The sequence below is a fragment of the Kitasatospora sp. NBC_01300 genome (assembly GCF_041435235.1).
Lineage (GTDB): Bacteria > Actinomycetota > Actinomycetes > Streptomycetales > Streptomycetaceae > Kitasatospora.
Genome location: NZ_CP108408.1, coordinates 7,486,139 through 7,511,608 on the forward strand (window position 1 = coordinate 7,486,139; position 25,470 = coordinate 7,511,608).

General features: G+C 75.6%; 17 protein-coding genes. 16 read left to right on the forward strand and 1 reads right to left on the reverse strand.

Annotated features, from left to right (window positions below):
* Positions 1-171: 171 nt before the first annotated feature.
* The 12 genes from OG556_RS32395 to OG556_RS32450 all read left to right on the forward strand — a co-directional run bounded on the left by OG556_RS32395 (position 172) and on the right by OG556_RS32450 (position 19,521).
* Positions 172-1,260 (forward strand): PP2C family protein-serine/threonine phosphatase, encoded by a 1,089-nt coding sequence (locus OG556_RS32395; protein WP_371522420.1) that lies wholly within the window; start codon positions 172-174, stop codon positions 1,258-1,260.
* A 389-nt stretch (positions 1,261-1,649) separates the two neighbouring features.
* Positions 1,650-2,942, forward strand: a complete 1,293-nt coding sequence (locus tag OG556_RS32400; protein WP_371522422.1) for an MFS transporter — start codon at positions 1,650-1,652, stop codon at positions 2,940-2,942.
* 74 nt (positions 2,943-3,016) lie between these two features.
* A complete protein-coding gene (locus OG556_RS32405) occupies positions 3,017-4,291 on the forward strand; it encodes a non-ribosomal peptide synthetase (RefSeq protein ID WP_371522424.1) in 1,275 nt (424 codons plus the stop codon).
* A 331-nt stretch (positions 4,292-4,622) separates the two neighbouring features.
* Positions 4,623-7,733 (forward strand): amino acid adenylation domain-containing protein, encoded by a 3,111-nt coding sequence (locus OG556_RS32410; RefSeq protein ID WP_371522426.1) that lies wholly within the window; start codon positions 4,623-4,625, stop codon positions 7,731-7,733.
* The gene (locus OG556_RS32415; RefSeq protein WP_371522428.1) at positions 7,730-8,905 is read left to right on the forward strand and encodes an acyl-CoA dehydrogenase family protein; all 1,176 of its coding nucleotides are present in this window, start codon (positions 7,730-7,732) and stop codon (positions 8,903-8,905) included. Before OG556_RS32410 ends, OG556_RS32415 begins: the two co-directional genes overlap by 4 nt.
* A gap of 47 nt (positions 8,906-8,952) precedes the next feature.
* Positions 8,953-10,746 (forward strand): amino acid adenylation domain-containing protein, encoded by a 1,794-nt coding sequence (locus tag OG556_RS32420; protein WP_371522430.1) that lies wholly within the window; start codon positions 8,953-8,955, stop codon positions 10,744-10,746.
* Positions 10,747-10,820: 74 nt separating this feature from the next.
* The gene (locus OG556_RS32425) at positions 10,821-12,638 is read left to right on the forward strand and encodes an amino acid adenylation domain-containing protein (protein WP_371522432.1); all 1,818 of its coding nucleotides are present in this window, start codon (positions 10,821-10,823) and stop codon (positions 12,636-12,638) included.
* A complete protein-coding gene (locus OG556_RS32430) occupies positions 12,635-15,520 on the forward strand; it encodes a condensation domain-containing protein (protein WP_371522434.1) in 2,886 nt (961 codons plus the stop codon). Before OG556_RS32425 ends, OG556_RS32430 begins: the two co-directional genes overlap by 4 nt.
* A gap of 157 nt (positions 15,521-15,677) precedes the next feature.
* Positions 15,678-16,565: a hypothetical protein gene (locus OG556_RS32435; RefSeq protein WP_371522436.1), complete on the forward strand. Its 888-nt coding sequence runs from the start codon at positions 15,678-15,680 to the stop codon at positions 16,563-16,565.
* 422 nt (positions 16,566-16,987) lie between these two features.
* Positions 16,988-17,830, forward strand: coding sequence for an NmrA family transcriptional regulator (locus OG556_RS32440; RefSeq protein WP_371522437.1), 843 nt, complete (start codon positions 16,988-16,990; stop codon positions 17,828-17,830).
* Positions 17,831-18,011: 181 nt separating this feature from the next.
* Positions 18,012-18,605 (forward strand): DUF1772 domain-containing protein, encoded by a 594-nt coding sequence (locus OG556_RS32445; RefSeq protein ID WP_063350756.1) that lies wholly within the window; start codon positions 18,012-18,014, stop codon positions 18,603-18,605.
* 211 nt (positions 18,606-18,816) lie between these two features.
* Entirely contained in the window at positions 18,817-19,521 is a 705-nt protein-coding gene (locus OG556_RS32450) for a polysaccharide deacetylase family protein (protein ID WP_371522440.1), read from the forward strand.
* An 88-nt stretch (positions 19,522-19,609) separates the two neighbouring features.
* On the opposite strand, the gene OG556_RS32455 is transcribed toward OG556_RS32450, so the two are convergent.
* Positions 19,610-20,104 (reverse strand): DUF1772 domain-containing protein, encoded by a 495-nt coding sequence (locus OG556_RS32455; RefSeq protein ID WP_063350758.1) that lies wholly within the window; start codon positions 20,102-20,104, stop codon positions 19,610-19,612.
* 163 nt (positions 20,105-20,267) lie between these two features.
* Here OG556_RS32455 and OG556_RS32460 point away from each other — a divergent pair, with 163 nt between their 5' ends.
* The 4 genes from OG556_RS32460 (at position 20,268) to OG556_RS32475 (ending at position 25,435) form a co-directional block, all read left to right on the forward strand.
* The gene (locus OG556_RS32460) at positions 20,268-21,275 is read left to right on the forward strand and encodes an AraC family transcriptional regulator (protein WP_350886904.1); all 1,008 of its coding nucleotides are present in this window, start codon (positions 20,268-20,270) and stop codon (positions 21,273-21,275) included.
* Between the two features lie 180 nt (positions 21,276-21,455).
* On the forward strand, positions 21,456-22,616 hold the full coding sequence (locus OG556_RS32465) for a GDSL-type esterase/lipase family protein (RefSeq protein ID WP_371522443.1): 1,161 nt from the start codon (positions 21,456-21,458) through the stop codon (positions 22,614-22,616).
* A 70-nt stretch (positions 22,617-22,686) separates the two neighbouring features.
* On the forward strand, positions 22,687-23,301 hold the full coding sequence (locus OG556_RS32470) for a hypothetical protein (protein WP_371522445.1): 615 nt from the start codon (positions 22,687-22,689) through the stop codon (positions 23,299-23,301).
* Positions 23,302-23,458: 157 nt separating this feature from the next.
* Positions 23,459-25,435, forward strand: a complete 1,977-nt coding sequence (locus OG556_RS32475) for a LamG-like jellyroll fold domain-containing protein (protein WP_371522447.1) — start codon at positions 23,459-23,461, stop codon at positions 25,433-25,435.
* Positions 25,436-25,470 lie beyond the last annotated feature (35 nt).

Below are 25,470 nucleotides of genomic sequence, written 5' to 3' on the forward strand. Positions count from 1 at the left end.
ATCACGGGGCCGACCCACGGCCCTCGCCCCGCCCCGCCCCGGTGGCCGAGGGGCGCCACCGCGCGGTTCGCTCCCCGCGGCGCAGCCGGGGGCGCGCGGGGCCGCGCGGGGGTGGCTAGGATCGGAATCGCCCATTCCGGATAGGCGGTGAGACGGGAAGCAAGGTCTCCGATGGCCCCGAGGTCCGAGCAGTGGCCGCCGTACGTGCGGTTCGCGCCGTGGTTGCTGATCGTCGGCGGACTCGTCTGGAACTCCCTGGATCCCGCCGACTACTGGGGCGACCCGCTCCTCGCGGCCGCCGCCGTCCTGACCGGCGCCCTGCTGACCCTGCGGGACACCCTCGCGGTGGGCGTCGCCAATGTGACCGGCATCCTCGTGCTGGCCGTGCGGGACGGCTCGATCGGCACCCAGGACGGCTACCTGGAGCTGGTGAACACGGCCTTCGCCGCGCTGCTCGGCGTCTGGGTCAACCGCGTCGTCGCCCGGCACGGGGAGCGGCTGGCACAGGTGCGGTCGGTGGCCGAGGCCGCCCAGCGGGCGGTGCTGCCCGAGCCGCCCGCGCGGGTGGGCCGGCTGTCGGTCGCCGCCTGCTACCGGGCGGCGCAGACCGAGGCGCTGATCGGCGGCGACGCGTACGCACTGCAGGAGACCCCGTACGGCGTACGGGTGCTGATCGCGGACGTGCGGGGCAAGGGGCTGCAGGCGGTCAGCGCGGTGTCGGTGCTGCTCGGCGCGTTCCGGGAGGACGCCCACCGCGCGCCGGACCTCGCGGCGCTGGCCGACGGGCTGGAGCGGGCGCTCACCCGGGAGAGCACGCTGCTGGCCGAGGAGGTGCGGCTGGAGGGGTTCATCACGGCGCTGCTGGTCGAGTTCCCGCCGGGTGAGGACGTCATGCGCACGCTCGACTGCGGGCACCCGGGGCCGTACCTGCTGGGCGGCCCGGAGGCGGTGCGCCGGCTGGACGCCGCCGACCCGGGGCTGCCGCTCGGGATGGGCTCGCTGGGCGTGGCCCGGCCGGCGCCGGAGACCCGGCCGTTCCCGCCGGGGTGCACGCTGCTGCTGGTGACCGACGGGGTGACGGAGGCCCGGGACGCGGCCGGGGAGTTCTACGATCCGCTGCCCGCCCTCGGCCCGCTCGGCCCGTTCGACGGTCCCCAGGAGGCCGTCGACGCGCTGGTGGCGGACGTGGAGCGGTGGACGGGCGGGCCGCGGGACGACGACATGGCGGTGCTGGCGGTGACCTGTCGGGAGGCGGACTGAGCGGCGGGGCCCGGTCCGGCCGGTTCGGCGGTACGGGTGCTTCTTCCCACGGCCTCCCGCGGCGCGGCTGATATCACGATCAGGTGACGGGCAGTCAGTGTTTCGCATGATCCAGCCAAGTTGAGTGCTGGCGTCCGGTGGCCGGAATGCGAATGCCCGCATAGCGGACGGCGAATTGGACGTGCGGGGCCCGCGGTGCGCCGGGTGGCCGCGCGGGTGGTCCGCCCCAGGTCGGCGGCCTGCGCGGACGTTCCGGCGGGAGCGCGCCCGGTCGTATGGGGGCCGTATGGGCGGGTCGCGGGAGTGGCGTGATCAGGCTGACCCGTGGTTCGTCCTGAAACGGACGCGATGCTTGCCCAGTAGCGAAGTGGTGACCGAAAGTCGCACTGATGAACGAGACGCCAAGCCCCCGCCGCGACCGCCTGCTCGGCCACCGCGACTTCCGACTCCTGCTCACCGGAGCCGCGACGGCCCAGACGGGCAGCCAGGTGACCCTGGTCGCACTCCCGTTGGTGGCGGTGGTGGTGCTCGATGCCACACCCTTCGAGGTCGGCCTGCTGACCGCCGCCGAGACCGCCGCGTTCCTGCTGGTCGGCCTGCCGGCCGGCGCCTGGCTGGACCGGATGCGCAAGCTCCCGGTGCTGATCCGCGCCGACGTGGTGCGCTGCCTCGCCGTCGGGTCGATCCCGCCGGCCGCCGCGCTCGGCGTGCTGACCATGGCCCAGCTCTACCTGGTGGCGCTGGTCACCGGGGTGGCGACGGTCTTCTTCGACGTCGCCCACCAGTCCTTCCTGCCGTCCGTCCTGCCGCGCGAGCAACTGGTCGGGGGCAACGGCGCGATCGAGACGGTCCGCTCCTCGGCGCAGATCGTCGGGCCCGGGCTCGGCGGCGGCCTGGTCCAACTGCTCGGCGCGTCGCTCGCCATCGTGGCCGACGCCGTCGGCTACCTGGCCTCCGCCCTGCTGCTCGCCCGGATCCGGGTCGAGGAGCCCCGACCGGAGCCGGCGCCCGGACGGTCGCTGCGCGCCGAGGTCGCCGAGGGCGTGCGCTTCGTGCTCAAGCACCCGCTGCTGCGCGCGATCGCCGCCGCGACCGCCGTGTCCAACCTGTTCGCCGCCGTGCTGGCGGCCGTGCAGACGGTGTTCTGGGTGCGGGTGCTCGACCTCGCGCCGGGCGCCATCGGCCTGCTGCTGTCGGCCTCCGCCGTCGGCGGCCTGGCCGGGGCGCTGTGCGCGGGGCGGCTGGCGGCGTGGCTCGGCCAGGCCCGGCTGATCTGGCTCGCCACCGTGGTGACGGCGCCGTTCGCGCTGCTGTGGCCGCTGTCCGGCCGGGGCGCGGGCGTGGTGCTGTTCGGGATCGCCTCGGCGGTGGTGCTGTTCGGCGCGGTGGCCTACAACGTCGCCCAGGTGAGCTTCCGGCAGAGCCTGTGCCCGCCGGAGCTGCTCGGCCGGATGAACGCCACCATGCGCTTCCTGGTCTGGGGCACGCTGCCGATCGGCGCGCTCATCGGCGGCACCGTCGCCGACGCGGCCGGACCGCGCGCCGCGCTGTGGCTGTGCGCGGCGGGCTTCCTGCTCGTCCCGGTGCCGCTGCTGCTGTCGCCGCTGCGCCGGCTGCGGGACCTCCCGGCGGACACCGCCGCCACGGCCGGGGAGGAGCCCGTCGCGAGCCCCGCCGCCTGACGCACCCGGCCGCCCGACGAGCCCCGCCGCCTGACGTCCGAACCGAACCGAAACCGGAAACCGGAGACCGTTCCGTGCACGCCAGCATCACCGCCGCCTACCTCGCCCGGTACCGTTCCGCCGCCGCCGACTCCCCGATGGACCTGCTCCCGCTCACCGGCGCCCAGCGGCGCTTCCTGATCACCCGCAGGCTCGCGCCGCAGGGCCGGCCCGACGTCGTCCCGCTGTTCCACGCCTACCCGGGCGGCACCCTCGACCTGCCCCGGCTGGCCCGCGCCGCCGCCGCCACCGCGGCCCGGCACCCGGCGCTGTGCGGCGGCTTCGGGACGGTGCGCGGCACGCCCGTCCTGCGGGTCGGCGCCCCCTCGGCCGAGGCCGCCCGGATCGCCGTCCCGCCCGGCGGCACCGCCCGCTCCGCCCTGCGCGAGGCCCTGCTGGACTGGCCCGCCGACGGGCCCGCGCTGCGCCTGCTGGTGGCCCGGGAGCCGGACGCCGAGGAGGAACTGCTCGCCCTCGCGGTGGACCACGCCGCCTGCGACGAGCAGTCGCTCGGCATCCTGACCGCCGACCTCACCGACGCCTACGCCCGGGACGACCACCCCCAGGAGGCCGTCGCCGCCCCCGACCAGGACGCCCTGGCGGCCTACCGGGAGGCCGTCGAACGGCAACTGGCCGCCGAGGACGCCGCCGGCGGCCCCGCCGCCCAGGCCCACTGGGGCCGCCGGCTCGGCGGCGTCACCGGGACGGGCGGGGGAGCGGCCGGCTCCACCGGCATGCTCAGCCACCGGCTGCCCGCCGCCGAGGGGGCCGCCCGCACCGCCATCTTCCCCGCCCTGCTGGACGCCACCGCGGCCGCCGCCCACCGGCTGCACCGGACCGACGGGCAGTTCGCCCTCGGCTACCCGTGGGGCGGCCGCCCGCCCGGCGCGCCCGCCGCGCTCGGCTGCTTCCTCAACACCCTGGTGCACCCCGCCGTGCCCGGCGCGTCCGCCGCCCTGGAGGACCTCGCCGACGCCTGGTGGGACGACCTCGACCACGCCGACACCCCGTTCGACGAGGTGGTCCGGGCCGCCCGCACCGCCGGCGCCCCGTGGACGGGCGCCCTGGACGGCATGCTCACCCTGGAGGACCTGCACCGCCGCCCGCCGCTGGTGTTCGGCGGCGTGCCCGGCCGGGAGACCCACCTGGCCGGGCGGCCGCTCGCCGCGCCGTTCGCGGTCGCCGCCTCGCACGGCGACGACCTGCTGGTGCGCCTCGCCTGGGACCGCGAACGCTTCCCCGAGGACGCCGCGACCGCCGCCTTCGACGACCTGCTCGCCACGCTGCGCCGTCACCTGCGGGCGGCCTGACCCGCCCCGGCCCGACCCCGCCCCCGGCCTGACCCCGCGTCGGACGCCTGATCCGCACGCCCGCTCCGGACGCTCGCTCCGGACGCCTGATCCTTACCCGACCCGAAGCCGCCCCGGACCCGACCCGAAGCCGTACCGGACCTGCACCGGACGTCCGCATCAGGACGCCCGCTCCGGACGTCTGACCCGCCCGGACCGAAGCCGCCACCGAGCCCCCATACCGACCGCCGGGCCGCGCCACCACCCCGGCGTGCCCGGAACCAGGGCCGGGCCATCCACGCCCGCCCCGCCGCCACAGGGCCAACACGCCCACCACACAAGGGAGTCACCGATGTTTGCGCTCTCCTCCTCGCAGGAGATCGTCTGGCTGCACGAGCAGATGCTGCCCGGCAGTCGTGCGTACAACTTCACCGCCGTGCTCGACCTCTGGGGCACCCTCGACGAGGACGCGCTGCACGCCGGACTGGCCGCCGTCCTCGCCCACCACCCGGGCCTGCGCCTGGAACTGGTCGCCCGCCCGGAGGGCCTGCCCGGCCAGCGGGTCGCCGAGCACTGCGAACCGACGCTGCGCCGCAGCGACTTCGCCGCCGAGGCCGACCCGGACGCCGCCTTCCGCGAGCTGCTGGCCGCCGAGGCCGAGGAGCCGGTGGACACCGAGAAGGCGCCGGTGCTGCGCTGGCACCTGGTGCGCCTCGGCACGGACCACCACCGGCTGATCCACGTCGAGCACCACCTCGTCCACGACGGCCACTCCTTCGCGATCCTGCTGCGCGACCTGTTCACCGTCTACCGCGCCCACGTCCTCGGCGAGCCCTACCAGCTGCCCGAGGCGCCCTCGTACGAGCAGCACGCCCGCACGGCCGTCGACCCGGAGGCCCGCGAGCGCGCGCTCGCCTTCTGGCTGCGGGAGCTGGCCGACGCCCCGCGCGAGGTCACCCTGCCCGGGCTGGCCAACTCCGGCGCGGTGCGCCGCCACCGCGGCGGCCAGATGCGCCAGGCGATCGGCGCCGACCTCGCCGAGCGGCTGCGCACCCGCAGCAAGGAGGACGGGCACACCCCGTTCAGCACCCTGCTCACGCTCTTCGCCGAACTGCTGCGCCGGCACTCCGGGCACCGCGAACTCGTCGTCGGCACCGCCGTCGGCAACCGCCCGGAGGGCTTCGAGGGCACCGTCGGCATGTTCGTGAACACCGTGCCGCTGCACCTGCGGCTGGACCCTGCGGCCCCCGGCACCGAGGCCGTCGACGAGGTGACCGACGTCCTGCTGCGCGCGCTGCCGTACCAGGACCTGCCGGTCCAGGAGCTCACCCGCCGGCTCGGCCTGCACACCGGCGGCGCCGACAACCCGCTGTTCAACGTGATGTTCAGCGCGCACGACGCCGCGCTGCCGGACGTCCAGGCGCCCGGTCTCGAAGTCTCGCTGTACGAGGGCTTCAACACCGGCACCACCCGCTTCGACCTCGACCTGGTGCTGCTGCCCGACGACCGCCGCGTCGTCGGCGAGAAGCACGGCGGCGCCGGGATGACCCTGGTCTGGGACTACGACGCCGACCTCTTCGGCGAGGCCGAGGCCACCCTGCTGGCCGACCGCCTGCTCCAGCTGCTGCGCTGCTACCTCGACCGGCCCGAGGCCACGCTCGCCGCGCTCGACCCGGCCCCGGCCGCCGAACCCGCCACCGCCGTCGCCCGGGCCGGTCTCGACCCGGCCGCCGCCCACGACCCCACGGCCATCGCGATGATCGCCGGCACCGAGCGCCTCAGCTACGGCGAGCTCGACCGCCGCGTCACCCAGCTGGCCGAACGCCTGCGCGCCGCCGGCGTCACCCCCGGCCAGCCGGTCGCCGCCGTGCTGCCGCGCGGCGTGGACAGCGTCGTCGCCCTGCTCGCCTGCCTGCGCTACGGCGCCGTGTACGCGCCGCTGTCCGCCGAGGACCCGGCCGCCCGGCTCGGCCTGCTGCTGGACCGGCTGGCCCCGGCCCTGGTGCTGGCCACCCGGCAGAGCGCGCTCGCCCTGCCCGCCGAAGGCGTCACCCCCGCGCTGCTGGACGGCCCGGCCTTCCCCAAGGCCGAGCCCGCCGCCGTGCTGGACGGCGCCGCCTACCTGATCCACACCTCCGGCTCCACCGGCGTGCCCAAGCCCGTCCTGGTCGGCCGCGACGCGCTCGCCGGGTACGTCGCCGCGATCGCCGCCCGCTACGAACTGACCCCCGCCGACCGGGTGCTGCTGTTCGCCCGCCCGTCCTTCGACGTGGCGCTGGAGGAGGTGCTGCCCGCGCTCGCCGCCGGCGCCGCCCTGGTCGTGCCGCAGCGCGAGGTGCCCACCGGGCCCGAGCTCGTCGCCGTGCTCGCCGCCCGCGGCGTCACCGTCGCCAACCTGCCGACCAGCTACCTGCTCGCCGTCCGCGAGGACCTGCGTGAGGCGCTGCGCGACGGCCGCTGGGCGCCCCGGTTGCTCGTCCTCGGCGGCGAGCGCCTGCCCGCCCGCGCGCTGGCCGGCCTGACCGAGGCCACCACCGTGCTGAACGCCTACGGCGTCACCGAGGCCACCGTCACCTCCACCGTGTACGAGGTCACCGCCGCCGACGTGGCCGAGGACGGCGAGATCCCGCTCGGCGCCGAACTCGACGGCGTGCGCGTGCACGTCCTGGACGAGGCGCTGCGCCCGCTCCCGGCCGGCTGCGTCGGCGAACTCGCCGTCAGCGGAGCCCTGTTGGCCGACGGCTACCTCGGCCTGCCGGAGCCGACCGCGGCCCGCTTCGTCACCGTGCCCGCCCTCGGCGGCGAGCGCGTCTACCGCACCGGCGACCGCGGCTACCGCGACCTGCGCGGCCGGCTGTGCTTCCTCGGCCGCGCCGACAACCAGGTCAAGCTCCGCGGCCACCGGATCGAACTGGAGGAGATCGAGGCCGCGGCCTCCGCCGAACTCGGCGGCCGCTCCTGCGCGGTGGTGCTGCACACCGACCCGCAGGCCGGCCCGCGCCTGATCGGCTTCCTGGAGGGCGCCGACCGCCCCGACCAGGCCGCCCTGCACGCGGCGCTCGCCCAGCGGCTGCCCGGCGGGCTCGTCCCCGCCATCTGGACGGCCGTCGAGACGATGCCCACCCTGCCCGGCGGCAAGCCCGACCGCGCCGCCCTCGCCCGGCTCGTCGACGAGGCACCCGCCCAGGAGGCCGCCCCGGCCGCCGAGAGCGCCTTCGCCGACCCCGGCCAGGAACTGATCGCCGCCGCCTGGCGCGAGGTGCTCGGCCACGACCGCTTCACCGCCGACTCCCACTTCTTCGAGGTCGGCGGCCACTCACTGCTCGCCGCCCAGCTCGCCGCCTGGCTGGAGCCGCACCTCGGCAGCCGCCCGCCGCTGCGCACCCTGTTCCGCCACGCCGTCCTGGCCGACCAGGCCAGCGCCCTCACCGGCCAGCACCCCGGAAAGGCAGACCGCGCATGACCGCCCCCTCCGCCGTCCTCGAAGACGGCCACCGCGAACTCGTCGACGCGTTCGAGAGCTTCGTCCGCCGCGAGCTCGTCCCGCTGGCCGCCGAACTGCCCGAGACCGCCGACGAGGTGCCCGCCGAACTGCGCGCCTACGTCCGCAAGCGCTCCGCCGCGCTCGGCTTCTACGCCGGCGACTACCCCGAGGAACTCGGCGGCGCCGACATGCCGTTCACCGCCGTCGTCCTGCTGCACCACGCGGCCGGGCGCAGCGGCTGCCCGCTCGCGCCGTACGCCCTGGCCGGCTCCGACGGCCCCAGCCCGCTGCTGCGGCACGGCACCCCCGAGCAGATCGAGCAGCACCTCGTGCCGCTGGTGCGCGGCGAGCAGACCCGCTGCCTCGCCCTCACCGAGCCGCACGCCGGCTCCGACGCGTTCCGCCTCACCACCACCGCCGTGCGCACCGCCGACGGCTGGGTGCTGAACGGCCGCAAGACCTTCGTCAGCAACGCCGACCGGGCCGGCCTGGTGCTCGTCGTCACCGCCACCGACCTGGGTGAGGGCGCCGGGCCCACCGCCGGCGCCACCGCCTTCGTCCTCCCGATCGACCAGCCCGGTCTGCGGATCGGCCAGCGCTACGAGGGCATGTCCGGCGAACCGCTGTTCGAGCTGCTGCTCGACCAGGTCACCGTCTCCACCGACGCCGTGATCGGCGGCGAGGAGGGCGTCGGCGCGGCCACCGCCCTCGCCATGGACAGCCTCTCCCGGGGCCGCCTGGTCGTCGCCGCGATGTGCAACGGCATCGCCGAGTACGCGCTGCGCATGGGCGTCGAGTACGCCCGCGAGCGGCGCGCCTTCGGCAAGGTGATCGGCGAGTACCAGCACGTCCAGGAACACCTGGTGGCCACCCGGGCCGAGGTGGAGTGCTCCAAGCTGCTCACCCTCGCCTGCGCCCGGCTGGTCGACGACGGCACCGAGGCGCCGGAGAACGCGGCGCTCGCCAAGCTCACCGCCTCCGAGACCGCCGTGCGCGCGGTGGACCGCTCGCTCCAGGTGCACGGCGCCACCGGCTGGGTGCGCGGCCACCCGCTGGAGTTCCTGTACCGCTACGTGCGGATGACCACGATCATCGAGGGGACCTCCGAGGTCCAGAAGGTGATCATCGCCCGCTCCATGGGCCTGAACTGACAGTCCGTCAACGGCCTGTCAACGGCCTGAACCACCTGGAGACGATGATGGAAACCCTGAGCATCGAATACGGCCGCCCGCACCAGGACGGCGCGGTCCTCGACCTGTTCGCCAGCTGGGTGCACCGGACCCCGGACGCGCCCGCCCTGATCGACGGCGCCCGCACCTACAGCTACGCCGAACTCGACCGCCTCGCCGACACGGTGGCCGCGGCGCTGCGCGACCGGATCCGCCCCGGCGACCTGGTCGGCGTCTGCCTCGGCCACTCCGCCGCCCTGGCCGCCGTCACCCTCGCCACCGCCAAGCTCGGCGCCGTCCACCTGCCGCTCGGCCCGCGCCCCGGCGAGCGCCGGCTCCAGGCCGTCGCCGAGCAGCTGCGGCCCGCCTGCCTGGTCGGCGACCCGGCCCGACTTCCCCAGGGCGGCGAGCAGTTGGCGCTCGACCTGGACCCGACCGGCGACGTGGTCGCCGCGTTCGTCCCCGGCGAGCAGGTCCACGTGCCCGCCGGCACCCACTACGCGGTGCTCACCTCCGGCTCGACCGGCACCCCCAAGGCCGTCGCCGTCGGCGAACCCGCCCTCGGCGCGCTGCTGCACTGGTACCGCGAGCTGACCGGCCTCGGCCCCGGCGAGCGGCACAGCCTGCTGATCGGCGTGTCCTTCGACCCGCACGTCCTGGAACTGTGGGCCACCCTCACCTCCGGCGCCGCGCTCACCCTCGCCCCCGAGGCCGTCCGCTGGGACCCGGGCGCGCTCACCGACTGGTGGCGCGAGGCCGGCGTCACCGTCAGCATCCTGCCCACCCCGCTCGCCGAACCGATCCTGGCGCGCGCGTGGCCGGACGGGCTGGCACTGCGCCACCTCACCATCGGCGGCGACCGGCTGCGCCGCGCCCCCGGCCCGGACGTCACCGCGGCCGTCCACAACGCCTACGGCCCCGCCGAGGCCACCGTCACCACCACCGTGCACACCATGGCGCCCGGCCTCGACCACGGCGCCGGCGCGCCGCCGATCGGGCTGCCCGTCCCGGGCGCGGTCGTCCTGGTCACCGACGAGGAGGGCCGACCGGTGCCGCGCGGCCAGGCCGGCGAACTGCGCATCGGCGGCCGGGGCCTGGCCGCCGGCTACCTCGACCCCGAGCTGACCGCCCGCCGCTTCGTCGGCGTGCCGCCCGGCGTGGACGGCATCGACCGGGTCTACCGCAGCGGCGACCGGGTGGTGATGCGCGCCGACGGCGTGCTGGAGTTCCACGGCCGGCTCGACGACCAGGTCAAGGTCAGCGGCGTCCGGGTCGAACCCGCCGAGGTCGAGGCCGCGTTCGAGCGCGACCCGCGGGTGCGCCGGGCCGTGGTGGCCCCCGCCCCGGCGCCCACCGGCGGCGTCCGGCTGCTCGCCTTCGTCCAGACCGCCGAGGGGTCCTCGGCGGCCGACGCCGACGAGCTGCTGGCCGCCGTCCGGCCGTGGCTGCCCGAGCAGGCCGTCCCCTCGGCCGTCCGCCTGGTCGACACCTTCCCGCTGGACGCCAACGGCAAGGTCGACCGCGCCGCCCTGCTGCTCGCCCCGACGGCGGACGAGCCGGTCGCGGCGGAGGAGGGCGCCACGCCCACCGAGCGCACCGTGCTGCGCCTGTGCCGCGACCTGCTCGGCCGCGCGGACCTCGGGCCCGGCGACAACTTCCTCGCCTCGGGCGGCAACTCGCTCGCCGCCGCACGGCTGCTGGAGGCCCTGGAGGAGGAGTGCGGGGTGCGGCTGCGCGCGCCCCTGGTGCTGCGCCAGCCCGACCTGCGGGCCGTCGCCCGGCTGGTGGCGGAGCGGCAGCCGACCGCCGCCGCCGCCGTCTGACCGCCCGCCCGCCCGTACGACCTGCGCAGGGCGCCCCGGCCGTTCGCGGCCGGGGCGCCCGGAAGGGACCCACCATGCCCACCGCGACCCTCCCGGACCTGATCGCCCGGCACGCCCAGGAGCGCCCCGACGCCCTCGCCGTGACCGACGGCTCCACCGTTCTGACGTACCGTCAACTCATCGACTCCTCGGCCCGGCTGGCCGCGACCCTGACCGCCCGGGGGATCGGCCCCGGCAGCGCGGTCGGCCTGCTCTGCGCCCGTTCCACCCGCCTGGTCGTCGCCCAGCTCGCGATCTGGCGGACCGGCGCCCACGTCGTCCCGCTCGACCCGGCCTACCCGCGCCAGCGCATCGCCGAGATGACCGGGGACGCCGGAGTCCGGCTCGTCCTCGGCGACAAGACGCTGCTCGCCGAGGCCGGACTCGCCGAGGAGCAGACCCTCGCGCTGACCTCGACCCTCGTCCTGGCCGAGCCCGCCGCCCCGGCCGGGCACGGCCCCGACGCCACCGGTGCCGCCGCCCCCGACGCCGCCGATCCGGCCGCGCCCGCCCTGCTCTTCTACACCTCGGGCTCCACCGGCCGGCCCAAGGGCGTCATCGTCCCGCACAGCGCCGTCGCCGACCTGGTCACCGCCCAGGACGCGTTCACCCTCGGCCCCCGCGACCGGGTCCTGTTCCACTCCACGATCAGCTTCGACGCCTCCACCTTCGAACTGTGGGCCCCGCTGGCGCGCGGAGCCGCCGTCGCCGTCTCGCCGTCCGACCGGCCCACCGCCGAGGAACTCGTCCGCGACATCGAGCGGTTCGGCGTCACCACCGTGTTCATCACCACCGCCCTGTTCCACCACCTGGCCGCCCGGCAGTCCCGGATCTTCGGCGTGCTGCGCACCCTGGCCGTCGGCGGCGAAGCCCTGTCGCCCGAGTACGCGGGGGCGGTGCTGCGCGCTTTCCCCTGGCTCGAACTCTTCAACGTCTACGGGCCGACCGAGGCCACCACCTTCACCACCCTGCACCGGATCACCCCGGCCGACTGCACCACCGGCCCCGTCCCGATCGGCCGGCCCTTCGGCGGCGCCCGCACCCTCGTCCTCGACCAGGAGCTCGCACCGGTGCCGCCCGGCACCGTCGGCGAACTGTGGATCGCCGGCGGCCGGCTCGCCCAGGGCTACCTGGACCGGCCGGAGCTGACCGCCGAGCGCTTCCGGGACCTGCCCGGCACCGGCCGCGCCTACCGCAGTGGCGACCTCGTCCGCCAACGCCCCGACGGCGCACTGGAGTTCCACGGCCGCACCGACGACCAGGTGAAGGTCCGCGGCTTCCGGATCGAACCCGGCGAGGTCGAGCACGCGCTGCTGCAGTTCCCCGAGGTCGCCGAGGCGGCCGTCGTGGTCCGCCGGCCCGGCCACACCGACGCCGCGCTCACCGCCTGCCTGGTCCTCGCCGACGGCAGCCGACCGGCCGTCGAGACCCTCCGCGCCCGGCTCGCCGACCGGCTGCCCGCCCACCTGGTCCCCACCACCTGGACCGTGCTCGCCGCCCTGCCGCTGACCAGCACCGGCAAGATCGACCGCCGCGCCCTCGCCGCCGCCGACGAGACGACCGCCGACGGACCCGGCACCGCCGCCGCCCTCACCCCGATCCAGCAGGCCGTCGCCACCGCCTGGACCCGCGCCCTGGAACGCCCGATCACCGACCCGGCCGCCGACTTCCTCGCCGAGGGCGGCCACTCGCTGCTCGCCATGTGGGTCGTCGACGACCTCCGCGAGGACCTCGGCGTCGAGCTCTCGCTCGCCGACTTCCTCGGCCACCCCACCGTCGCCGGCCAGGCCGACCTGCTCGAACGAGCCCTGCGCGCCGCGCACGACGACACCCCGCAAGGAGCCACCCGATGACCGCCGAGCACCCGGCCGTCGACCAGACCGCCGACCAGGCCGACCTGCTGCGCCGCGCCCGCCGCAACCGCCCCGCCGCGGGCGGGCGCCCGGCGGCCGGGCAGAGCGCGCCGACCGGCCAGGGCGACGGTCCGGCCGGCCCCGCCCCGCTCTCGCACGCCCAGCAGCGGATGTGGCTGATGGACCACCTCGGCCAGGGCGGCGCCCTCTACAACGTCCCGCTCGCCACCCGCCTGCGCGGACCGCTCGACCCCGCCGCCCTCGCCACCGCCCTCACCGGCCTCACCGAGCGCCACGCCGTCCTGCGCACCCGCTACGGCCGCGAGGGCGACCAGCCCCACCAGCAGACCGACCCGGTCACCCCGGTGCCGCTGCGCACGGTGGACGCCACCTGGGAGAACGGCGCCGGGAACAACGCCCCCGCCCTGCTCGCCGCCGAGGCCGCCCGCCCCTTCGACCTCGCCACCGGCCCGGTCCTGCGCGCCCTGCTGCTGAAGCACGGCCCGCAGGACCACACCCTGCTCCTGAACATCCACCACATCGCCGTCGACGGCGGCTCGCTGCCCGTCCTCGCCGCCGACCTGGCCGCCCTCTACGCCGCCGCCCGCGACGGCGTGGCGCCCCAACTCCCGCCGCCCGGACCGTCGTACGCCGAGTACGCCCGCGAGGAGCGCACCCGCGACGCCGAACTCACCAGCGCCGCCGACGCCCGCGCCCGACACCTGGCCGGCGCCCGCCCGCTGCCGCTGCTGCGGCCCACCCCGCCCGGGGCGCGCGAGCGCCGGGCCACCCTGCACACCGCCCCGCTCGCCCCCGCCACCGTGGAGGGCCTGCGCCGGCTCGGCGCCCGGCACGGCGCCACCCTGTTCGCCGTCGTCCTGGCCGCCGCCTTCGCCACCCTGCGCACCGCCGCCGACCAGGCCGACCTCACCCTCGGCTGCGCCAGCGGCCAGCGCCTGCGGCCCGAACTGCGCCGCACCGTCGGCCTCGGCGTCAACACCCTCGCGGTGCGCACCGACCTGGCCGGCGATCCCACCTTCACCGAGGTGCTCGGACGGACCCGGACCGCGCTGCTCGACGCGCAGCAGCACCACGAGATCCCGTTCGACCTGATCGTCGAGCGGCTCGGCGCGGCGGCCCGCGGCGCCGACGGCACCCCGCTGCTCTCCGTCAGCTGCGACCTCGTCCACCCCGCCGAGCCGCTCACGCTGCCCGGCCTCACCGCCGAGGACGTCGAACTCGACCTGGGCCTGGCCAAGTTCGGCCTCGCCCTGCTGGTCGAGGACGGCCCGCAGCCCCGCTGCCTGGTCCAGCACGACCGGGACGCCCTCGACGAGACCACCGCCGAGCACCTGCTCACCGCCTTCGCGGACCTGCTCGCCGCCGTCGCCACCGACCCCGACCAGCCCCTCTCCGCCCTCCCCGGCACCCGCCTGGCCACCGCCCAGCACCCGGCCCTCGCCGCGCTGTCGGCCGACCCCCGGGTGGTCGAGGCGGCCGTCGTCGAGACCGCCGACGGCCCGCCGCTCGCCTACGCCGTGGTGCGCGGCCCGGTCGCCCCGACCGGCGTCGAACTGCGCGCCACCCTGCGCCGCCACCTCGCCCCCGGCGACCTGCCGGCCGCCGTCACCCTGCTGGACCGGCTGCCCCGGCACGCCGACGGAACCCCGGACCGCGGCCGGCTGCCCGGCGCGGCCCCGACCGCCCCCGAGCGCTCCGGCCCGCTCGACACCGTCCGGACGGCCTTCGGCGAACTGCTCGGCACCACCCCGCCCGCCGACGGCGACTTCTTCGCCCTCGGTGGCCACTCCCTGGTCGCCGTCCAGCTCGCCGAACGCCTGCGCACCCGCACCGGCCTGCCGCTCACCGGCCTGGACGTGCTGGAACAGCGCACCCCGCGCGCCCTCGTCGCCCTGCTCGCCACCCGCGAGGACGAGCGCCGCGCCGCCCCCGCCCGCACCGGCTCCCGCCCGGGCAGCCGCACCCGCGCGGGCACCGTGCTGCTCACCGGCGCCACCGGCGGTGTCGGCGCGGCCGTCCTCCAGGAACTGATGGCCCAGGGCCGCCCGGTCCGGGCCCTGGTCCGGCCGGAGTCCGCCCACCTGCCCGCCCTGCACGGCGCCGAGCTGGCCGAGGGCGACCTCGCCGACCTCGACAGCCTGCGCCGCGCGGTCGAGGGCGTCGACGCCGTCATCCACGCCGCCTGCACCTTCACCGAGCACGCCGTCGACCTCGCCGCGATGCGCGCCCTGGTCGAGGGCTGGCGCGGCGGCCCGTTCGTCTTCGTCAGCAGCATCGACGCCTACGGCCGCCCGTCCGGCACCGACATCCCCGAGGGCGGCCCGACCGGCGACCCGGTCAGCCCCTACGGACAGGCCAAGCTGGACTGCGAGCGCATCCTGTTCGAGGCGGCCGCCACCGGCCGGGGCCCGGCCACCGTGGTCCGCGCCCCGATCGTCTGGGGTCCGCACCAGCGCCTGCGCGACCAGCTCCGCTGGGGCTCCACCGGCGACCTCTACCAGGCCGCCCTGGCCGGCCGCCCGATCGCCCTGCCCGCCCCCGCCCCCGGCGACCGCTCCACCTGGTACGGCGCCGCCTGGGTGCACTCCGCCGCGCTGGCCCGCGCGCTCGCCGCCTGCGTCGCCGACGGCAACCCGGCGGCCGGGCGGATCGTCAACGCCGTCAACGGGCACGTCTCCTGGGCGGACTTCACCGGCGAGCTCGTGCGCCTGCTCGACTCCGGCAGCCCGCTGGACCTGCGCCCCGACGCCGATCCCGAACTCCGCCGCCCCTGGCACTACCGCGCGGAGACCCTCGCCGCCCCGCTGACCCCCGAGCCGGGCGAGGACTGGCGTACCGTCCTGGCGGCGATGGTCGGCTGACCTGCACCGCTCCGCGTCGTGGCGGCCGGCCTCGGGCCGGCCGCCACGGCCGTTCGGGGGGCCGGCCTCGGGCCGGCCGCCACGGCCGTTCGGGGGGCCGCCGCGGCTATATGATCACGCGGCCGAGATCACGTCACGGGGGAGCACGAGAACAGCGATGGCCGGGCAGGCAGTACTCGCACCGCCGAGGGAACTCCGCACCTGGTTCGGCCGGCGCTCGGTGCGGATGACCGGATCCGAGCTGGTGTGGCAGGAGGAACCGGAGGCCTTCCACATCCCCTACGGCCGGATCCGCCGGGTGCACGCCGTCCCCGGCCGTGGCGTGCTCTGGGACCTGTGCGTCGAGGTCGACCCGCCGGGGCGCGGCGAGCGCTCCGAGTTCCGCCTGGGCACGACCGACGCCAAGGCCCAGGCGTTCGCCGACGCCATCAACGCGCAACGGCTGAAACGGCTCGCCGAGGCCCCGGCCGACCCGGCGCGGATCCGCGTCGAACCGTTCCGGCGGCCCAGGCCGCTGCGGCCCGCCGGCTGGCAGCTCGGCCTCCTCGCCCTGTTCGCCGGCTGCCTCACCGAGTCCGTCGCCCTGGCCCTGCTCGGCCACCCCGTGCGGGCCGGGTTCGTCTGGGCCGGCTTCACCGCCTGGTGGGTGAGCGCCGCCTGGGCGGCGAACCTGCCCTGGCAGCTCCGCTACTGGCGCCAGCAGCAGGCACTCGGCGAGCTCCGCCCGGCGGAGTTCACCGGCTCCTACCTCGGCGAGTACCGGGTTCACGACGTCCACGGCCACTCCCGCAGCACCCGGCGCACGCTCCGGTACACCTACCGGGTGACCGACCAGCTCGGCACGGCGCAGCGGCACGAGTGCAGCGCCGCCGACGTGCAGGACGTGACTCGGCCCCGCACGGTCCTGGTGGTGCCCGGCCGCCTGTCGGCGGACACGCCGGGCGGTCTCGCCGGCCACCTGGTGTGGATGGGCGTCACCGGCCTGCCGACCCTGGTCGCGGGCCTGGTCGGCCTGGTCCTCGTCCCGGGCCTGCTGCTGCCCTGAGCCGCCGACGGCTCACCGGTGCCGGCCACCCCCGCCCACCCGGGTGCGCGTCCGGGCCCGCCTCCCGCCCCACCCGACGCGCACCCTTCCGTTTGCGGTGGCCCGGGCCGGGGTGTGGGGGCGGTGTGCCCGCGCTGGAGATCCACTGGAGACCGCCTCAAGGCGGGTGGTTCGTGGCGGGTTGGGTGTGTTCTGGTGGATGGCGAAGCAGACCCGCCCCGGGTCCTGTCCGGCCGGACAGGACCCGGGGCGGGGCACACCGGGGGACGGTAGACGCTCGCGCATGGATGTGAGTGTGGAGGCTATGGTTCGCCGGCCCGGAGTGGACTTGACTGGTGGACATGAGGACGGACGCGAGGGGTTCGCAGAACCGCCCGGGTCCGCTGGTTTCGTCGACTTCTTCTCCGAATGGGGTGGCTGCTGTGGTTGCCAAGGGTGTTGTGGATCTTCCGGTCGGTGCTGGTGTGGTGCTGGTGGTGGGTGGGACGGGTAAGACCGGTCGGCGGGTGGCGGAGCGGTTGGCGGGGTCGGGGTACGAGGTGCGGGTGGGGTCGCGGTCGGGGGCGGTGGCGTTCGACTGGCATGACGAGGGGACGTGGGAGGCGGCGCTGGAGGGGGTGAGTGCGGCGTATCTGACGTACTACCCGGATCTGGCGTTTCCGGGGGCGGTGGAGGCGGTGGGGGCGTTCGCGCGGTTGGCGGCGCGGCGTGGTGTGGGGCGTCTGGTGCTGCTGTCGGGGCGTGGCGAGGAGGCCGCGGAGGCGGGGGAGAAGGCGGTGATGGAGTCGGGGGCCGCGTGGACGGTGGTGCGGTGCGCGTGGTTCAACCAGAACTTCAGTGAGAGTTTCTTCCTGGATCCGGTGCTGGCGGGGGAGTTGGCGTTGCCGGTGGGGGGTGCGGTGGAGCCGTTCGTGGATGCGGAGGACATCGCGGATGTGGCGGTGGCGGCGTTGACGCGGGCGGGGCATGCGGGGGAGGTGTACGAGTTGACGGGGCCGCGGTTGCTGTCGTTCGCGGATGTGGCGGTGGAGCTGTCGCGGGCGACGGGTCGTGGGGTGCGGTTCGAGGCGGTGTCGGAGGCGGCGTACCGGGGGGTGTTGGAGGAGGCGGGTCTGCCGGGGGACTTCGCGGAGCTGTTCTCGGTGATCCTGGACGGTCGTAACGCCTCGTTGGGGGACGGGGTGCGGCGGGCGTTGGGGCGTGAGCCGCGGGACTTCGCCGACTTCGCCCGCGAGGCCGCCGCGTCCGGGGTCTGGGACGTGTGAGCCGCCCACCGCGCCGCACAACTCGCAGACCAGTCAGTTTCGTTGATCGTCGGTGCCGGGCCTCGCCGACTTCCTGACCGTCCATCCGGGTCGAACCCGGGAGCGGTACGGAAGCCGGTGCCCGGGCACCGTGGTGGCCCCCGCGCTGGGCGGGGGCCGGGGAGAAATCGAAGGATTACCGATGCGCTCGAACCAGACCGCGACTCCAGCTTCCTACTCCGCTCCATCCTCCTTCGGCGGCCTCGCGCCGGGCGCCTCGGCGGCCCCCGCCGCACGGAGCAAGGCCGCCGGGCCCGTCCTGGCGGGCGCCACCATCGCGATGGGCCTGATGGCGGGCCTGTTCTTCGCCTTCGACGTGTCCGTGATGCCGGGCCTCGCGGCGGGCGACGACCGGACGTACGTGACGGCGATGCAGCACATCAACAAGTCGATCGAGAACGGGATGTTCGGCCTGGTCTTCGTCGGCGCCTTCGTGGCGACGGGCGTGGCGGCCTGGCTCCAGCACAAGGCCGGGCGACGGCAGGCGGCGCTGTGGGCCGCCGGGGCGACGGTGCTCTACGTGGTGGCCCTGATGGTCACCATGGGCGTCAACATCCCGCTCAACAACCAGCTGGCGCAGGCCGGTGACCCGTCCCAGATCACCGACTTCGCGGGCGTGCGCGCCAAGTTCGAGGGCACCTGGGTGGCCACCAACATGCTCCGCACGCTGCTCTGCACGGGTGGCTTGGCGGCCCTGACCCGGGCGCTGGTCCTGCACGGCCGCGCATCGCGCTGAACGGCTCGGCCCCGCAACGGGGTTGCCGCCCCTGGGGGATCACCACCGGGGGCGGTCGCCGTGCCCGGAGCCCGTGCCCGGCCAGTTCCCGCCGCTGGTCAACCCGCCGATCAGCTGGCCGAATTCACCCCCGGCCGGTCGCGGCCGCGGCGCCCTCCGGCGCAGACTGGTCGGTACAGGGCGGTTCCGGCACCAGGGGCAGGGGGCAGGCATGGCCGTACATTCCGGCAGGCGCAGGGCGGTTGGGCGGATTCGGACCGCGATCGGTGCACTCGCCGTCGCCCTGGTGGCCGGAGCGGCGGTCGCGGTGCCGGCCGCACCCGCCGAGGCGGCGGGAGCCAAGGCCGACAAGGGCGGGAAGGTCGTCTACCTCACCTTCGACGACGGCCCCAGCCCCACGTACACGCCGAGGATCCTCGGCATCCTCGCCCGCTACGGCGTGCGCGCGACGTTCTTCGAGATCGGGCAGAACGTCGCCGCCCATCCGGCGCTCACCGGGCAGGTCGCCCGGGCCGGCCACAGCGTGCAGAACCACTCCTGGTCGCACCCGGACCTGCGCAGGCTCTCCGCCTCCGCCGTCGACGCCCAGGTGGCGAACACGGACAAGGCGATCCGGGCCCAGACCGGCCACACCCCGAGCTGCCTGCGCCCGCCCTACGGCGCGGTCAACGGCACGGTGCGCTCGCGCGCGGCGGCGCTCGGCAAGCAGGTCGTGCTCTGGTCGGTGGACCCGACCGACTGGTCCCGGCCGGGAACGGCGGCCATCCGGTCCCGGGTGCTGAAGAACGTCCGCCCGGGCTCGGTGATCCTGCTGCACGACGGCGGCGGAGACCGCAGCCAGACCGCCGCCGCGCTCCCGACGATCCTCTCCACCCTCAAGGCCCGCGGGTACACCTTCGGGACCGTCTGCGGCTAGGGCGGGACCAGGCCCGGATACGCCTTCGAACTCCCACGCCACGCGCGGGAGTTCGAAGGCGTATCCGGGGGTCCGACCGGGCGCGGGGTCAGGCCTGGCCGTGCAGGATCAGCGCCCAGGCGAGGCAGGCGACGGCGGCGGTGCAGAGCAGGGCGCGCAGCACGTTGAAGCGGACCCAGCGGGCTTCGAAGCGCCCCCGGACGGCGGCCGGGTCGGTGATGCGCCGGGGCTCGCCGCCGGCGGCGAGTTCGTCGTTGAGGGGGATGTTGACGGAGCGGGTGACGCCGATCGCGGCGATGTAGAGCACCAGGGCGGCCACGGTGGCGGGTAGCGCGTGGTGGCCGTCGGAGGGCAGGTGGAGGGCGACGGCGGCGCCGGTGGTGAGGAGCGCGCCGACGAAGCCGAGGACGAACCAGCCGTTCAGGATGGCCACGTTGATGCGCTGCATGACCTCGATGAAGGTGCGGTCCTCGACCCGCGCGAGCGCGGGCATGACCGAGCACGCGAAGGCGTAGAACAACCCGGCGGTCAGTCCACAGGTGACGGTGGCCGCCACCAGTGCGAGTGTGCGTGCCAGTTCCATCTTCGTAGCCCCTCACTGTCTCTGCGTATCTGCTATCTGCGTATCGGTTCGTCCCCCGTGCGCCGATCATCCGGCATCCGGGCCGCTCGGGCCACCTCGATCACTCAAGACCCTCTCAAATGACGAACCGTCAAATGATGTCTTGCCGTCTACACTTGGGGCCATGGACACTCTGACGGGACTCCTCGACGGCCCCAAGGCCCGTGGTGCGTTCCTGCTGCGCTCGATCCTCACCCCGCCGTGGTCGCTGCGGATCGAGGACCGGGCCCCGCTGTCGGTGGTGACGATGGTCCGCGGCGAGGCCTGGATCCTGCCCGAGCGCGGCACGCCGCTGCTGCTGCACCCCGGCGACGTGGCGATCGTCCGCGGCCCGGAGCCGTACACGGTGGCGGACGACCCGGACACCCCCGTGGACGTGATCGTCGGCCCCGGGCAGGTCTGCACGCGCGGCGGGGTGGACGTCTCCGAGGTGATGTCGCTCGGCGTCCGGACGTGGGGGCAGGGCCGGGAGGGGGACCAGGCGTCCTCGGTGGTCCTGTCCGGCACCTACCAGGCCGAGCACGAGATCGGTCAGCGCCTGCTCGCCTGCCTGCCCGCCCTGCTGGTCCGCCCGGCCGGCACCGGCGCCGACGACACCCTGGTGCACCTGCTGGCCGCCGAGATAGGGCGCAACGAGCCCGGTCAGGAGCTGGTCCTGGACCGCATCCTGGACCTGCTGGTCGTCTCCGTGCTGCGCTCCTGGCTCGCCGCCCCCGACTCCGGCGCCCCGGCCTGGTACCGCGCCCAGCACGACGCCGTCGTCGGGCCGGTGCTGCGGCTGATGCACGACGACCCGGCCACCGCCTGGACGGTCGCCGACCTCGCCCAGCGGGTCGGGGTGTCGCGGGCGGGCCTGGCCCGCCGCTTCACCGGCCTGGTCGGCGAACCCCCGATGGCCTACCTGGCGGGCTGGCGGCTGGCCGTCGCCGCCGACCTGCTGCGCGAACCCGAGTGCACCGTCGCCTTCGCGGCCCGCAAGGTCGGCTACAGCAACGCCTTCGCCCTCTCGGCGGCCTTCAAGCGCGTCCGCGGCGTCAGCCCGCAGGAGCACCGCCGCCTCGCCGCGACGGGCGCCCCGGCCCAGCAGGCCGGCTTCTCCGGCCCGGCGGAGACGGTCATCCTGGCGGGCTGAGCCCCGGCCGCCGCCGACGGCCGCGGCCGGGGGGTCCGAGACCGGGGAGTCCGCGACCAGGAATCCAAGGCTGTAATCCCATTTGCCTAAACATATTAGGCAATCCCATACTGGCTATAGCCGGATGGCCGAAAGCACACGGCGCGGGCAGGACTCACCACAGAACCCGATGGAACAGCGATGAACACCTCTCTCACCACCCCCGTCACCGAGGCCCTGCTGCACGGCCACCTCGACGTCGAGCACACCGGACGCGGCCTGCTGCCGCACCGCCTGCCCGCCCGGGCCCGCCGGCAGATCCCCGACGAACAGCTCGCGATCGCCGAGTCCCAGCCCACCGGTGTCCGGCTGGCCTTCCGCACCCGCGCCACCGCGATCGACCTGCACACCGTCCCGACCAAGCGGGCCTACGTGGGCGTGCCCACCCCGCCCGACGGGGTGTACGACCTCCTCGTCGACGGGCGGCTGACGGCGCAGACCACGGTGTCCGGCGGCAACCTGCGCACCATCGACCTGGTCGCCGGCCGCGTCGAGCTGACCGAGGGCCCGCCCGGCACCGCCCGGTTCACCGGTCTGCCCGCACGGGACAAGACCGTCGAGATCTGGCTCCCGCACACCGAGACCACCGAACTCCTCGCCCTCGACACCGACGCCCCCGTCACCCCGGTCCCGGACGGCACCCGCCGCCGCTGGCTGCACCACGGCAGCTCGATCAGCCACGGCTCCAACGCCACCCACCCGACCGGCACCTGGCCCGCCCTGGCGGCGGCCGCGGGCGGCGTCGACCTGGTCAACCTCGGCTTCGGCGGCAGCGCGCTGCTCGACCCGTTCACCGCCCGCGCCATCCGCGACACCCCCGCCGACCTGATCAGCCTGAAGATCGGCATCAACCTCGTCAACGCCGACGTGATGCGCCTGCGCGCCTTCGTCCCGGCGGTGCACGGCTTCCTCGACACCGTCCGCGAAGGACACCCGGCCACGCCGCTGCTCGTCGTCTCCTCGATCCTCTGCCCGATCCAGGAGGACACCCCGGGGCCCCTCGCCGCCGACTTCAGCACCGGGGCACTGCGGTTCCGGGCCACCGGCGACCCGGCCGAGACCGCGGCGGGCCGCCTCACCCTCACCGTCATCCGGACCGAACTCGCCCGCATCGTCGCCGCCCGCGCCGCCGACGGCGACCTCAACCTGCACTACCTGGACGGCCGTTCGCTCTACGGCCGGACCGACCACGACGACCACCCGCTCCCCGACGACCTGCACCCGGACCAGGCCGGCCACCACCGCATCGCCGAGCACTTCACCCGCCTCGCCTTCGGAGACACCGGCCCGTTCGCGGACTGACCCGCCCGCCGCCGCCCCCGTGCGCGACAATGAGGCGATCAAGTGTCAATGGCCAAGGGGGAGAAGGACGATGAAGCGCGCGATGGCCTCGATGGCCGCAGGCGTGGCCGTGGCCGTGACGGCCGTGGCACTGGCCGGTTGCGGATCGGTGAGCGCACCGGGCGGCGCCTCCACCACCGCCACCACCCCGACCACCCCGACCCGAGAGCCCGGCCAGGCCGGAGCCGAGGCCCTGGCCCGCCACGACCGGCTCTTCCCCCAGGTCGCGGCGAAATGCGCGGGCGTCGCCGCCACACCGCCGTCCGCCCCGGCCGCCGCGCCCACGGGCGACGGCGGTACCTGGGCCGACAAGTACGCGGAGAACCACGCCTACAAACAGACCGTCAGGCTCCTCGCCGACGCCCAATGCCGTGGCGAGGCCCACGCGGCACGGATCGCGGACGCCCTGCGGCCCGCCGGCACGTCGGCCGCCGTGGGCGAAGCCGGCCTCCGCGCGGCCCTCCAACGCCTCGGCTACCCGGCCGAGCTGGTCGACGTCCACACCTCCGCCGGCACTCCCGGCTTCGACCTCGAAATCCCCGAAGCCGTTCTCTGCGTCAGCGGCCTGCTGACCGCCAGGCCCGACATCCACCCGCACGGCATGTACCTGGACGGCGGCTGCACCGAACCGAAGGGCGGCCACTGACCCGGCCACTGACCCAGCAGCAGAAGCCGGACGGGGAAACAGGCCCGCAGGGGACGTTCCCCGGGCGTTCACCGTGCGGAGGCCGTCCGTCCGGTCAGCGGTCCGCGTCGTGCCCCTAACGTCGCGATCACCGCGCACGGCCCGAGGAGCTGCCCCGATGAACCACCACCAGAACGACCTTCCCCACGATGACCACGGATCGAGCTGCCCGCGGACCGTCGGGTTCGACTCCGACGCGCCGGCGGCGGCCGGACGCCGCGCCTTCCTGCGCGCGACGGGGCTGGTCGGCGCCGGGCTGGCGGTCCTCGGGGCGGGCTCCACGGCGACGGCGGCAGCGGCGGACGGGCCCGCCGACGCGACGGCCGACGCCTTCGGCGCGCCCGCCGCCGCGGACGACGGCCGGGGCGCCTGGGATCCCGACCCGGACGGCCCCCGCTTCTCCCTGGCGGTGATGCCCGACACCCAGTACCTCTTCGACGACGACCGGATCCACCCCGCCCCGCTGGAGGCCTCGCTGCGCCACGTGCTGGACGGCAGCGACGAGAACTTCGTCTTCCTCGCGCACCTGGGCGACGTCACCCAGAACGGCAAGGCCGAGGAGTTCGCCGCCGCGGGCAAGGCGTTCAGCCTCCTCGACCGCCACGGCGCGGCCTACAGCGTCCTGGCCGGCAACCACGACGTCGGCTCGGGCAGCGACGACCAGCGGGGCCGGACGGCGTACCTGGACACCTTCAACCCGGCCCGGTTCGCCCGCTCGGCGACCTTCAAGGGCGCGAGCCCGGACGGCTACAACACCTACCACCTGTTCCGGGGAGCGGGCCGGGACTGGATGGTGCTCTCGCTGGACTGGCGGCTCTCCGACCGCGGCTTCGCCTGGGCGAACTCGGTGATCGCCCAGCACCCGACCGTGCCGGTCATCCTCACCACCCACGACCTCGCCTACGCCGACGACGGCGGCGCCGCCCAGCTGTCCGACCACGGGCACGCGCTCTGGGACAGGCTGATCAGCGGCAACGACCAGATCTTCCTCACCCTGAACGGCCACTACTGGCCGCCCGGCAGCACCACGCTGACCAACAAGGCCGGCCACGACGTCCACGTCCACATCACCAACTACCAGAACCGGTACTACGGCGGCGCGGCGATGATCCGCGCCTACCGCTTCGACCTGGACCGCAACACCATCGACGTGCGGACGTACTCGCCCTGGATCCAGCAGCTGGCCGCCGAGAAGGTCAACCGCCTCGCCAGCGAGGAGATCGAGCTGACCGGCCCGGTGGACAGCTTCTCGGTGCAGGTGGACTTCGCGCGGCGGTTCGCCGGCTTCGCCCCGGTCCCGGCCCGCCCGGCCCGCCCCGCGCGTCAGCTGACGATCCCGGGCACGGTCGCCTACTGGCGCTTCGACGGCGGACGGCCGGACGGCAGCGCCGTCGCCGACTCCCAGGTCGTCAAGGACCTGAGCGGTCACGGCAACGACCTCGTCCAGCAGACCGCCCCGGGCAGCCCGGCCGGGACGCTCACCTGGTCCACCGAGTCGCACCCGGACCAGCCCGGCCGCGGCAGCCTCCACTTCGCGGGCCGGGGCAAGCCGGTCCAGGGCGCCTACCTGCAGACCGTCGCCAAGGCCCCGATGAACGCCGACACCTTCCAGCAGGGCTACACCTTCGAGGCGTTCTTCAAGCTGCCGACCGACTGGGACGCCGGCCGCAACGCCTGGACGGCGCTGCTCAGCCGCTGGGGCACGAGCGGGGAGGCGGGGAAGAACGGCCCCGACACCGACCCGCAGGAGCCGGTCGCCACGCTCAGCCTGTCCGGCGGGCGGGAACTGCAGTGGTGCGTCTACCCGACCAACCTGAGCGGCCCCGTCACCAACTGGGGCCACGAACTGCCGCTCGGCGCCTGGTGGCACGTCGCGGTCGTCAACAACAAGCGGCTCACCCGGATGTACGTGAACGGCTGCGAGGTCGTCCGCAACCCCTCGACGCCGTCCGAGGGCCTCAGCACCCTCGGCCACCCCTGGCTGCTCGGCGGCTACGCGTACGGCGGCGCGCTCAACCAGGTCTTCCACGGCTGGATCGGCGACGTCCGCGTGGTCAACCGCCCCCTGCCGGTCCGGGACTTCATGATCTCCTGACACCCCGCGCCCCGGGGCGCCCGACCCACGGGCGC